General features: G+C 70.1%; 11 protein-coding genes. 5 read left to right on the top strand and 6 right to left on the bottom strand.

Going from position 1 to position 12,140, the window contains the following annotated elements; all coding sequences use genetic code 11:
* Positions 1-10: 10 nt before the first annotated feature.
* Positions 11-829, bottom strand: a complete 819-nt coding sequence (locus ACS5NL_RS04935; protein ID WP_439352524.1) for an MlaE family ABC transporter permease — start codon at positions 827-829, stop codon at positions 11-13.
* Between the two features lie 146 nt (positions 830-975).
* Between ACS5NL_RS04935 and ACS5NL_RS04930 the strand changes: the two genes are divergently transcribed.
* On the top strand, positions 976-2,553 hold the full coding sequence (locus ACS5NL_RS04930; protein WP_439352523.1) for an acyl-CoA synthetase: 1,578 nt from the start codon (positions 976-978) through the stop codon (positions 2,551-2,553).
* Here the strand turns inward: ACS5NL_RS04930 and queG are convergent.
* Complete coding sequence (gene queG / locus ACS5NL_RS04925; RefSeq protein WP_439352522.1) at positions 2,541-3,602, bottom strand: tRNA epoxyqueuosine(34) reductase QueG; 1,062 nt, start codon at positions 3,600-3,602, stop codon at positions 2,541-2,543. The genes ACS5NL_RS04930 and queG overlap by 13 nt on opposite strands.
* A gap of 12 nt (positions 3,603-3,614) precedes the next feature.
* Between queG and tsaE the strand changes: the two genes are divergently transcribed.
* Positions 3,615-4,181 (top strand): tRNA (adenosine(37)-N6)-threonylcarbamoyltransferase complex ATPase subunit type 1 TsaE, encoded by a 567-nt coding sequence (gene tsaE, locus ACS5NL_RS04920; protein WP_439352557.1) that lies wholly within the window; start codon positions 3,615-3,617, stop codon positions 4,179-4,181.
* Between the two features lie 7 nt (positions 4,182-4,188).
* Positions 4,189-5,634, top strand: coding sequence for an N-acetylmuramoyl-L-alanine amidase (locus ACS5NL_RS04915; RefSeq protein ID WP_439352521.1), 1,446 nt, complete (start codon positions 4,189-4,191; stop codon positions 5,632-5,634).
* Here ACS5NL_RS04915 and ACS5NL_RS04910 read toward each other — a convergent pair whose 3' ends face one another.
* The gene (locus ACS5NL_RS04910) at positions 5,635-6,297 is read right to left on the bottom strand and encodes a DedA family protein (RefSeq protein WP_439352520.1); all 663 of its coding nucleotides are present in this window, start codon (positions 6,295-6,297) and stop codon (positions 5,635-5,637) included.
* A 47-nt stretch (positions 6,298-6,344) separates the two neighbouring features.
* Between ACS5NL_RS04910 and mutL the strand changes: the two genes are divergently transcribed.
* Together mutL and ACS5NL_RS04900 are read left to right on the top strand one after the other, a co-directional pair.
* Positions 6,345-8,297 (top strand): DNA mismatch repair endonuclease MutL, encoded by a 1,953-nt coding sequence (mutL, locus tag ACS5NL_RS04905; RefSeq protein ID WP_439352519.1) that lies wholly within the window; start codon positions 6,345-6,347, stop codon positions 8,295-8,297.
* Between the two features lie 5 nt (positions 8,298-8,302).
* Complete coding sequence (locus ACS5NL_RS04900) at positions 8,303-9,022, top strand: GNAT family N-acetyltransferase (RefSeq protein ID WP_439352518.1); 720 nt, start codon at positions 8,303-8,305, stop codon at positions 9,020-9,022.
* Here ACS5NL_RS04900 and ACS5NL_RS04895 read toward each other — a convergent pair.
* Genes ACS5NL_RS04895 through ACS5NL_RS04885 form a run of 3 tightly spaced genes read right to left on the bottom strand, consistent with a single transcriptional unit; the run spans position 8,994 to position 12,051 of the window.
* The gene (locus ACS5NL_RS04895; protein ID WP_439352517.1) at positions 8,994-10,127 is read right to left on the bottom strand and encodes an ABC transporter permease; all 1,134 of its coding nucleotides are present in this window, start codon (positions 10,125-10,127) and stop codon (positions 8,994-8,996) included. The genes ACS5NL_RS04900 and ACS5NL_RS04895 overlap by 29 nt on opposite strands.
* Positions 10,124-11,080 carry an ABC transporter ATP-binding protein gene (locus ACS5NL_RS04890; RefSeq protein ID WP_439352516.1) on the bottom strand — a complete coding sequence of 319 codons (957 nt, stop codon included), beginning with the start codon at positions 11,078-11,080 and terminating at the stop codon, positions 10,124-10,126. The genes ACS5NL_RS04895 and ACS5NL_RS04890 overlap by 4 nt, the downstream gene beginning before the upstream one ends.
* Positions 11,077-12,051 (bottom strand): HlyD family secretion protein, encoded by a 975-nt coding sequence (locus tag ACS5NL_RS04885; RefSeq protein ID WP_439352515.1) that lies wholly within the window; start codon positions 12,049-12,051, stop codon positions 11,077-11,079. Before ACS5NL_RS04885 ends, ACS5NL_RS04890 begins: the two co-directional genes overlap by 4 nt.
* Positions 12,052-12,140 lie beyond the last annotated feature (89 nt).

The raw sequence follows: 12,140 nt of genomic DNA, 5'->3' as shown, positions 1-12,140 counted from the left end.
GGTCCATCGGTCAGTAGTAGTTGCCCAGCAGCGAGACGACCTCGACGATCAGCAGCACCGACAGCAGGCGCGCGAACTCGGTGATGTCGCTCAGCCGGCCGTAGCCGCCCATCAGGTCGCGGCGGGCGCTGGCGGCCAGGGGCACGATCGCCACCGCCAGGCTGAAGAACAGGGTCTTGAGCCCGAAGATCAGGGTCACGGCCGGCGTGAACACCTGGCCCACGGCGCGGGTGTAGGCCGGCAGGCCCCAGTGCGAAAAACCATAGACGTTCAGGTAGGTCAGCACCAGCGCGATCACGCAGCTGACCGCCGCCAGCAACAGCACCGAGAACACCCCCGCCAGCGCGCGCGGCAGCAGCTCGCTGCGAAGCAGGGTCTGTTCGTCGTGTTTCACCCCGTTGCGGTGCTGCTGCGCCAGCAGCCGCCGGATACGCTGGGCCTCGGGCATGGTGTGGCGCAGCGCCACGAACATCGCCGCATACAGCGGAATCAGCTCCAGCACCAGGGTGCGCACCAGCACCTCCAGCGCGTACTGCGAGAGACCGTAGCTGTAAGCGGTGGCGACCACGATGCGGATCAGCACCAGGCTCAGCAGCGCCGACAGCGTCAGGAACCAGGTCAGCAGCGGCGCCGACGCGGTGTAGATCTGGCGCAGCACGGCGCTGCGCTGCGCACCCTGCGCGTAGCTCGACGGCACCAGCGCCAGCACCATCACCTGCGCGCCCAGCAGCAGCACATGCCACCACGCCGCCCACGAGGCACGGATGCGGCGCGACCAGGCGCCGAGCGAGCGGTCGAGCGCGGTGGAGGCGAAGGGTGAGCCGGACATGCGGTTGATGATAGCCCGCGACACCCAGGCGACAGCCCGGGCACGCGGCATGGTGAAAACGCCCATGGCAAACGGGCGCGGCTGGTTTTCAATGGGGTGATCTTGCCCCGGCCGCCCGGCCCCCGCTGTAACAGGAGATTTCGCCCATGTCCGCTGCCGCCGCCCTCCCCGCCATCGCCCCCGCCGTGCGCCGCCAGACCATCGCCGACGCGCTGCACCGCACCGCCCTGCGCCTGCCGGCCAAGACCGCCATCACCTGCGGCGCCACGACCTGGACCTACGCCGAATTCGACGCCCTGGTCACGCGGCTGGCCGCCGGCCTGCACAAGATCGGCGTGGGCGAAGGCGACAAGGTGGCCGTGCTGGCGCGCAACTCGCACGGCTTCGCGGCGCTGCGCTTTGCACTGGCCCGCCGCGGCGCGGTGCTGGTGCCGATCAACTTCATGCTCAAGGCCGAAGAGGTCGCCTACATCCTGCGCCACGCCGGCGCCCGCACGCTCGCCACCGACAGCGGCCTGGCCGGGCTCGCCCGCGAGGCCTCGGCGCTGGAAACGCAGGTGCAGCAGTTCGTCTGGCTGCCCAGCGAAGACCCGAGCGAGCCGGCGCCGAACATGCACCGTTTCGACGAGCTCGCTGCCTGCACCGACCCGCTGCCCGAGGTGCGCACGCAGAGCCACGACCTGGCCCAGATCGTCTACACCAGCGGCACCGAGTCCATGCCCAAAGGCGCCATGCTCACGCACGACGCTGTGCTCTGGCAGTACGTCAGCTGCGTCATCAACGCCGAGGTGGCCGAGACCGACCGCACGCTGCACGCCCTGCCGCTCTACCACTGCGCCCAGCTGGACGTGTTTTTCGGCCCGGCGATCTACATCGGCAGCAGCAACGTCATCACCGGCAAGCCCACGCCGGACAACCTGCTCGCCCTGCTGGAGCAGCACCGCATCACCAGCTTCTTCGCGCCGCCCACCGTCTGGATCGCGCTGCTGCGCTCGCCGCTGTTCGACGCCGAGAAGCTCCAGCACCTGGCCAAGGGCTACTACGGCGCGTCCATCATGCCGGTCGAGGTGCTGAAGGAACTGGCGGCGCGATTGCCCAGGGTGCGGCTGTGGAACCTCTACGGCCAGACCGAGATTGCGCCGCTGGCGACCATGCTCGGCCCGGATGACCAGCTGCGCAAACCCGGCTCGTGTGGCAAGGCAGTGATCAACGTCGAAACCCGCGTGGTCGACGACGACATGCAGGATGTGGCCGTGGGCGAGGTCGGCGAGATCGTGCACCGCTCGCCCCACCTGATGCTCGGCTACTTCAACGACCCCGACAAGACCGCCGCCAGCTTCAGCGGCGACTGGTTCCACAGCGGCGACCTCGCCACCATCGACGCCGAGGGCTACATCACCGTCGTCGACCGCAAGAAGGACATGATCAAGACCGGCGGCGAAAACGTCGCCAGCCGCGAGGTCGAAGAAATGGTCTACCGCCTGCCGGCCGTGAGCGAAGTCGCGGTGATCGGATTGCCCGACCCGAAATGGGTCGAAGCGGTGACAGCCGTGATCGTGGTCAAGGCCGGGCAAACACTGACCGAAGAAGAAGTGATCGCGCATTGCAATGCCCACATGGCGCATTTCAAATGCCCCAAACGCGTGGTGTTCACCGACGCGCTGCCGAAGAATCCGAGCGGGAAGCTGCTGAAAAGGGAGTTGCGGCGAAGCTACACCGACTGAGTCGAAGACAAAGTCAGCGCCCAAGCCACGGACTCACGCACTGTGGCATCCCCATGCCCTGACCGCGCCACCAGCGCAGCCCGCACCCCGGCGTCCTCCCCAGCCCGCAATGCATTCCCCATCGCCACCGCGATGTTGCGCAGCCACCGGGCATGCCCGATCCGCCGGATCGGGCTGCCTTCGGTGCGGCGCAGGAATTCTTCTTCGCTCCAGCCGAACAGCTCGACCAGGGTCGCGCCGCTGAGGCCTTCGCGCGGGTCGAAGTCGGGCAGCGGGCTGCGCTGCGCGAACTTGTTCCACGGGCAGACGAGCTGGCAGTCGTCGCAGCCGTAGATGCGGTTGCCGATCAGCGGGCGCAGCTCTTCGGGGATCGGCCCTTCGTGTTCGATGGTGAGGTAAGAGATGCAACGGCGTGCGTCGAGCCGGTGCGGGCCGACGATGGCCTGCGTGGGGCAGACGTCGATGCAGGCGCTGCAGGCGCCGCAGTGGTCGCTGACCGCCTCGGTGGGCGGCAGGGCGAGGTCGACGTAGATCTCGCCGAGGAAGAACATCGAGCCGCCTTCGCGGCTGAGGATCAGCGTGTGTTTGCCGCGCCAGCCCTGGCCGCTGCGGCGGGCAAGTTCGGCTTCGAGCACGGGCGCGGAGTCGGTGAAGACGCGGTGGCCCAGCGGGCCGACGGCGGCGGCGATGCGTTCGGCCAGTTGCTGCAGGCGGTTGCGCAGCACCTTGTGGTAATCGCGCCCCCGGGCATAGACCGAGACGATGGCTTCGCCGGGGCGTTGCAGGCGCTGCAGTTCCTGCGCCTGCCAGCCGCCCCGCGTGTCGTGCGGCAGGTAATCCATGCGCGCGGTGATGACGCTGGCGGTGCCGGGCACCAGCTCGGCCGGGCGCGCGCGCTTGAGGCCGTGGCGCGCCATGTAGTCCATGCTGCCGTGAAATCCGGCCGCGAGCCAGGCTTCGAGGCCCGGCTCGGCGCTGGAGAGGTCGATGCCGGCCACGCCGATTTGGGAGAATCCGAGTTCCCGGCCCCAGGCCTGAACCTGAGTCATCAGTTGAGCAGCATCGAATCCGGATCGCATCTTCCGCCCATTGTAGGAACGCCCGCCCCCGCCGAGCCCTTGGCGCGCTGGGACGGCCGCTGGGCGGACGAGGCTGGCACGGCGGCCTTTGCACAGCGTCTGGCCGCGTGCCCAGCGATCACCCGCGCGACGATCACGCTGGCCGGCGATCTCGGCGCGGGCAAGACGACCTTCGTGCGCCACCTGCTGCGCGCGCTGGGCGTGACCGGGCGCATCAAGAGCCCGACCTATGCCGTGGTCGAGCCGCACCGCGCCGAGGCCGGGCCGCACGGGCCGCTGTCGGCCTGGCACTTCGACTTCTACCGTTTCGGCGATCCGCGCGAGTGGGAAGACGCGGGTTTCCGGGAACTGTTCGCGAGCGCGGGCCTCAAGCTGGTCGAGTGGCCCGAGCACGCGGCCGGGCTGATGCCGGCGGTCGACGCGGCCCTGGAGATCGGCCCGGAGGAAACGCCCGGTGACGAATCCGACGGCACGGATGCCCCGCGCCGTGTGACCATGCAGGCCTTCACCGACACCGGCTGCCAGCTGCTGGCCGCCCTAGCCCCATGACGGACGCATGACCGAACCCGTTCACCACCCCGACCGCCGCCGCCTGCTCAAGGCGGGCACGCTGGTGCTGCTGATCGGCGCGCCGCACCTGGCCCACGCGGGCCGCGTCGTCGCTGTGCGCATCTGGCCGGCGCAGGACTACACCCGCGTCACGCTCGAATCCGAAGGCGAGCTCAAGGCCCGCAAGACCGAAGCGCTGGAATCCCGCCTGACCGTCGACATCGAAGGCATCGACCTGCTGGACGGCATGCGCGAGCTGATCGGCAAGCTGCAGCCCGACGACCCCAACATCGCCGCGATCAAGGTCGCGCCGGTCAGCCCCAACGTGGCGCGGCTGACCATGGACCTGAAAAAGCCGATCAAGCCGCAGGTGTTCAACCTGCAGCCGGTCGCGGCCTACCAGCACCGGCTGGTGTTCGACCTCTACCCCGCGCAGACGGTCGACCCGCTGGAAGAATTGATCCGCCAGCGCGCGCTGACGGTGGACGAAGCCTCGGCCCGCGCGGCCGAACTGCTGGGCGCGGAACTCAAGGCCGACACGCCCTCCGCGGCACCAGCGACCGCCGACGACCCGCTGGGCGAGCTGATCGCCGGGCGCGGACGCCCGACACCGCCGAAAACCACGGACGCCGGCAAGACAGCGCCCAAGGGCGACCCCAGAGCCGACACCAAGGCAGACGCCAAAACCGACCCGAAAGCCGACAGCAAGCCGTCGGGCAGCGGCAAGGCAGAGCGCCTGATCATCGTGGCGCTCGACCCCGGCCACGGCGGCGAAGACCCGGGCGCCACCGGTCCCGGCGGCACGCAGGAAAAAGATGTGGTGCTGCTGGTCGCGCAGAAGCTGCGCGAGCGCATCAACGCCGCCAAGGTCAACGGCAACCCGATGCGCGCCTACATGACGCGCGACGCCGACTTCTTCGTGCCGCTGGGCACGCGGGTGCAGAAGGCGCAGCGCGTGCGCGCCGACCTGTTCATCAGCATCCACGCCGACGCCTTCCTGACCCCGCAGCCGCAAGGCGCCAGCGTGTTCGCGCTCAGCACCAAGGGCGCCAGCAGCGCCACCGCGCGCTGGATGGCCAACAAGGAAAACGCGGCCGACCTGATCGGCGGCATCAACGTCAAGGTCAAGGACGCCACGCTGCAGCGCACCCTGCTGGACATGAGCACCACGGCGCAGATCAAGGACAGCCTCAAGCTGGGCAGCGCGATGCTGGGCGAGGTGGGCCGCGTGGGCAAGCTGCACAAGGGCAGCGTGGAGCAGGCGGGCTTTGCGGTGCTCAAGGCGCCCGACATTCCGAGCGTGCTGGTCGAGACCGCCTTCATCAGCAACCCCGACGAAGAAGCGCGGCTGCGCAGCGACGACTACCAGGAGAAGCTGGCCGACGCCCTGCTCAAGGGCATCGTCAAGTACTTTGCGGCGAATCCGCCGCTGGCGCGCAAGCAGCAGGCCTGATCAGGCCTCGGCCGCCAGGCGCGCCTTCTCGGCGCGGTGTGCGCGCCAGGCGCCGAAGGCCGCGATCAGGCCCGGCACGAAGATCAGCGCCCAGATGATCTTGGACAGGTTGGCCTGCACCCAGGGCAGGTTGCCAAAGAAATAGCCCGCCGCGGTCAGGCCGATCACCCACAGCGCGCCGCCGGTGACGTCAAAGAAGGTGAACTTGCTGCGCGTCATCTGCGCGACGCCGGCCACGAAGGGCGCGAAGGTGCGCACGAACGGCATGAAGCGGGCCATCACGATGGTGATGCCGCCGTAGCGCTCGTAGAAGTTGTGGGCCTGGTTGAAGGCGTTCTTGTTGAAGAAGCGCGAGTTCTCCCACTGGAACACCTTGGGCCCGAAAAACCGCCCGATGGTGTAGTTGGTCTGGTTGCCCAGGATCGCCGCTGCCAGCATCAGGCCGGCCGCCACCGGATACTCCATCAGCCCCACGCCGCACAGCGCACCGACGATGAACAGCAGCGAGTCGCCCGGCAGGAAGGGCATCACGACCAGGCCGGTCTCGACAAAGATGATCAGGAACAGCAGCGCGTAGACCCAGTTGCCATAGGTTTGCACGAAGGCCTGCAGGTGTTTGTCCACGTGCAGCACGAAGTCGAGAAGGTAGAGGACGAATTCCATAACCAGCGATTATCCCCGGCGCACCTTATGCATTCCCGGCGCCTAGAATGCCCCGGGTGAACGCCCCCCACCCCGCCCCCCGACGCCCCATCCGTGAACTGCCCGACGAGCTGATCAGCCAGATCGCCGCCGGCGAAGTCGTCGAGCGGCCGGCCTCGGTGGTGCGCGAACTGGTGGACAACGCGCTGGACGCCGGCGCCGCGCAGATCACCGTGCGGCTGCAGGCCGGCGGCATCCGGCTCATCAGCGTCGAGGACGACGGCATCGGCATCCTGCGCGACGAACTGCCGACCGCGCTCAAGCGCCACGCCACCAGCAAGATCGCCAGCCTGCACGACCTCGAAGCCGTGGACACCATGGGTTTCCGCGGCGAGGCGCTGGCCGCGATCTGCTCGATCGCCGAGGTCTCGGTGCTGACCCGCACCGACGAAGGCCATGACGGCAAGACTTCGCACGGCTGGCTGCTGGATGGCCGCAGCGGCGAGCTGCAGCCCACCGCCCGCGCGCGCGGCACCACGGTCGAGGTGCGTGAACTCTTCTTCGCCACGCCCGCGCGCCGCAAGTTCCTCAAATCCGAAAGCACCGAGCTGGCCCACTGCATCGAGGCCGTGCGCCGCCACGCGCTGGCCCGGCCCGAGGTCGGCTTCGCGATCTGGCACGACGGCAAGCTGGTCGCGCAGTGGCGCGCGGTGGCGCCCGACCTGGCCGGCGGCGAACATGTGCTGGACGCGCTGCGCCGCCGCCTGGCCGATGTGCTGGGCGAGGAATTCATCGAGCAGGCCGTGGCGGTGAACTGGCCCGCCGACGACGCGCCGGGCGCCCTCGGCAGCAGCGACGGCGTGCAGCGCCTGCGCGTCTGGGGTTTCGCGGGGGTGCCCGACGCGGCGCGCTCGCGCGGCGACTGGCAGTTTGCCTACGTCAACGGCCGCTTCGTGCGCGACAAGGTCATCACCCACGCCGCCCGCAGCGCCTACGAAGACGTGCTGCACGGCCACCGCCAGCCGGTCTACGCGCTGTACGTGAGCATCGACCCGACGCGGGTCGACGTGAACGTGCACCCGACCAAGATCGAGGTCCGTTTCCGCGACAGCCGCGAGGTGCACCAGGCGGTGCGGCACGCGGTCGAGAGCGCCTTGGCCGCACCCCGTTCGGCCCATGCACCGGCGGTCCCGGTGTCCGCTGCGGTGCCCGCCGAGACGGACACCAGCTTCCTGGCCGCCCAGCCACGACAGCAGCCCCTGCCCTGGCGTCCCGACGCGCCGCAGGTCGGCCAGCGGGTGAGCGATCTCGAAGCGCTCTGGCGGCCGTCCGAACGGGTCAGTGCGCCGCTGGATGCGCCCGACGTCCGCCGCGCCGGGCCGGTGTTCTCGCCCGGTCCCGCCGCGCAGGCGGCCCCGGCGCCGCTGCCCGACGGCGAATGGCCGCTGGGCCGCGCGGTGGCGCAGCTGCACGGCGTCTACATCCTGGCCGAGAACGCGCAGGGGCTGGTCGTGGTCGACATGCACGCCGCCCACGAGCGCATCGTCTACGAGCGCCTCAAGCAGCAGCTCGACGCGCATCAGATCAGCAGCCAGCCGCTGCTGATCCCGGCCACGTTTGCGGCCACGCCCGAAGAAGTCGCCACCGCCGAAAGCACGGCCGAGGTGCTGGCCACGCTCGGCCTGGAGATCGTGCCGTTTTCGCCGAAGACGCTGGCCGTGCGTGCGGTGCCGACCACGCTCGCCGCGGGCGATCCGGTCGAGCTCGCGCGCAGCGTGCTCGCCGAACTCGGCCAGCACGACGCCTCGACGGTGGTCCAGCGCGCGCGCAACGAACTGCTCGCCACCATGGCCTGCCACGGCGCGGTGCGCGCCAACCGGCGCCTGACGCTGGACGAGATGAACGCGCTGCTGCGCCAGATGGAAGTGACCGAGCGCAGCGACCAGTGCAACCACGGCCGGCCGACCTGGCGCCAACTGGGCATGAAAGACCTCGACGCGCTGTTCCTGCGCGGGCGCTGACGCTCATGGCAACCGCCGATCCGACCCTGCTGCACCACATCTTCTGGCGCTGCCTGGACGGCCCGCACCGGCACCTGTCGCAGGCGCTGGGTGGGGCCCGGCGCTACCGCGCCGGCTATTCGCCCATTGCCGCCTTCGCCGATCCGTCGGCGCCCGACCTCGACAGCCTGGCGGCGCTGAGCGCGCCGGGCGAATCGTTTTACGTCGCGGGCTGGAACGGCACCGGGGTCTCGCCCGACTGGCAAATCGAGGTCGACGCGACCATGGTCTGCATGGCCTGGGATGGCGGGCCGGTGCCCGAACCCGTGACGCTGGGCTGCCGCCCGCTCGGCGCCGACGACCTGCCCGCCGTGATGGCGCTGGTGGACCTCACCCGCCCCGGACCGTTCGGCCCGCACACCCTGTCAATGGGCGAATTCCTCGGGCACTTCGCGCCCGACGGCACGCTGGTCGCCATGGCTGGCGAGCGCACCCGGGCCGGCGCCTGGCACGAGGTCAGCGGCATCTGCACCCACCCCGACCACCAGGGCCAGGGCCTGGGCCGCGCGCTGACCCACGAGGTCGTGCGGCGCCAGCTGCTGCGCGGGGAGACGCCCTTCCTGCACGCCATGGCCAGCAACGCGACCGCCCGGGCCATGTACCGCCGGCTGGGCTTTCGCGAACGGCTGGAGACGCCGATCCGCGTGCTGCGGCGGCTCAGTCCAGCGTCTGCCGGTAGCGCTTGAGCGCGACCGTGCCGGCCACCGCCATGAACAGCAGCATGGGCCAGAGTTCGGTCCACATCTGCGGCGGACCGCTGCCCTTGAGCATGATGCCGCGCACGATGCGCAGGAAGTGCGTCAGCGGCAGCACCTCGCCCAGGTGCTGCGCCCACAGCGGCATGCCGCGGTAGGGAAACATGAAGCCCGAGAGCAGCATCGAGGGCAGGAAAAAGAAGAAGGTCATCTGCACCGCCTGCAGCTGGTTGCGCGCGACGGTCGAGAAGGTGAAGCCGACCGCGAGGTTGGCGACGATGAAGACCCCGATCATCGCCATCAGCAACGCGAAGCTGCCCACCATCGGCACCTGAAACAGCAGCATGGCCGCGCCCAGGATCACCGCCAGCTGCACGTAGCCGATCACCACATACGGCAGGATCTTGCCGACCATCACCTCGAACGGACGCACCGGCGTGGCCAGCAGGTTCTCCATGGTGCCGCGCTCGCGCTCGCGGGTCATCGCCAGCGAGGTCAGCATCACCATGGTCATGGTCAGGATGGTGCCGATCAGGCCGGGCACGATGTTGTAGCGCGAGAGGCCTTCGGGGTTGTAGCGGCGGTGAATGCGCAGCTCGAACGGCGCTGGCGCCTTCTGCTGTGCTCGCAGCGGACCCACGAGGTCGTGGCGCAGCGCCTGGCTGGTCATCTCGCCCAGCGCGGCGATGGCGTTGCCCGAGGCCGAGGGGTCGGTGGCGTCGACCGCGACCAGCACCGCCGGCCGCTCGCCGCGCACCACCGCGCGGCTGAAATCGGCCGGGATCTCGATCACGAACTGCACCTGGCCGCTGGCCATCAGAGCGTCGGCCTCGGCCGGCGAGGTGCCCTGGTGCACCAGCTTGAAGTAACCGCTGTTCTGCAGCGCCGCGACCAGGCTGCGTGCCTGCGGCCCGGCATCGGCCGCGACCACCGCGGTCGGCAGGCCTCTGGGGTCGGTGTTGATGGCGTAACCGAACAGCACCAGCTGCAGGACCGGAATGCCCACCGCCATCGCGAAGGTCAGGCGGTCGCGCAGCATCTGCTGGAACTCCTTGACGAAGACCGCCCAGGTGCGGGCCGGCGAGAAGCGGCTCATGGCCGGGCGCCCGGTCGGGCGTCGGTTGCGAAGTTGTCGTGCGCGCCGTCGATCAGGCCGATGAACACGTCTTCCAGCGTGGCGCGGCTGGGCTGCAACTGCAGGCCCGCTTCTTCGCGCAGCGGCGCCAGCGTCTGCGCCAGCAGGGCCGCGTCGTGCCCGGCCACATGCAGCGTGTTGCCGAACGCGACCACGCTCTGCACCCCCGGCCGACCACGCAGGCGCGGCACCCAGGCCCCGGCCTGCTCGCCTTCGAGCGACCAGACCGACAGGCCCGCGCCGTCGACGATCTCGCGCTCGCTGCCGCGCGCCAGCACGTGGCCGTAGGCGATGTAGACCAGGTCGTGGCAGCGCGCCGCTTCGTCCATGTAGTGGGTCGAGACCAGCACCGTGATGCCCTGTGCGGCCAGGGTGTGGATCTCGTCCCAGAAATCGCGCCGGGCCTTCGGATCGACGCCGGCCGTGGGCTCGTCGAGAAGCAGCAGGCGCGGTTCGTGGATCAGGCAGGCGGCGAGTGCCAGCCGCTGCTTCCAGCCGCCCGAGAGCGCGCCGGCGAGCTGGTGCTGCCGGCTCTGCAGTCCCAGGCGTTCGAGCGAGCGGTCGACCGCTTCAGGGCGCCTGGGCAGCTCGAACAGCCGCGCCACGAAGTCGAGGTTCTCGCGGATCGAGAGGTCTTCGTAGAGGCCGAACTTCTGCGTCATGTAGCCGACCTGGCGCTTGATCGCGGCGGCCTCTTTGCGGAAGTCCAACCCCAGGCACTGGCCTTCGCCCGCGTCGGGCCGCAGCAGGCCGCAGAGCATGCGGATGGTGGTCGTCTTGCCGCTGCCGTTGGGACCGAGGAAACCGCAGATGCGGCCCTGCCCGACCTGCAGCGACACGTTGTCGACCACCGCGCGGCCGCCATAGCGCTTGGTCAGGCCACGCACGTCGATGGCCAGCGGCGTGGCGTTCACGGACGGCCCTTCTGCGCGGCGGGGTCCACCGCCACGTCCAGCGGCTGCCCGGGCCGCAGGCGCACCGCCGCGGCCGGCTCGGGACGTGCCTCGACCAGATAGACCAGGCGCGCACGCTGGGCGTTGGAATAGATGACCGGCGGCGTGAATTCGGGCGCGGTGCCGATGCGGCTGATGCGCGCCGCCACCGGCTCGCCACAGCCGTCGCACGACAGGCGCACGCCCTGCCCCAGCGAGATCTGCGCCAGCTGGTCCTCGGGCACATAGAAACGCGCCTTGAGCGAACCGGGCGGCAGCAGCGAGAGCACCGGCTGGCCGGCCGCGACGTATTCGCCCTGCCGGTAGAACACCTCGGCCACCTGCGCGTCGGTCGGCGCGCTCTGCTGTTTCTGTGCCACCCGCCATTCGGACTGGCGCAGCGACTGGCGCGCCGACTCGGCCTGGGCCTGCGCAGCCACACGCTCGTCGTTGCGGGCCGGCAGCGTGGCCACGCGCAAGGCGTTCTCGAGCTCGGCCACCTTCGCGTCCGCCTGCCGCAGCGTGGCGGCGGCGCTGTCGAGCTGCGCCGCGGAGACAAAGCCGCGGTCGACCAGCTCCTTCTGCCGCTGCCAGGCCGAGCGCGCCAGCACCGCCTGCGCCCGCGCCTGCTCCAGCTGCGCGCGGATCACGGCCAGCTCTTCCGGCCGGCGGCCCTTGGCGATGTTCTCGGCCTGCGCATCGCTGGCCTTCACCCGCGCCTGCGCCTCGTCGGCGGCCGCCTGCTCGGCCAGCGCGTCGAGCGCAAACAGCGGGGCCCCCTGCCTGACCTGGTCACCGGCGCGGACCGCCAGCCGGTCGAGCCGGCCGGCGATGGGTGCGGCGAGGTAGACATAGTCGCCCTCGGCGTAGCCGGACCAGCCCGTGGCCGCCGGTTGCCCGCAGGCCGCGAGCGACCCGGCGACGACCAGGAACAGAAAACGCCTGCGCTTCATGGGCCATCCTCTCTGGCGCACCCCGCCAGCTTCATCGATGGATTATTGCCCCGGGGTGGGCCATGCGGTTTTCACACGGCGACACACCG

This window comes from Hydrogenophaga sedimenti (assembly GCF_051857515.1).
GTDB lineage: Bacteria > Pseudomonadota > Gammaproteobacteria > Burkholderiales > Burkholderiaceae_C > Hydrogenophaga.
This window is presented reverse-complemented; position numbering and strand designations above follow the sequence as displayed.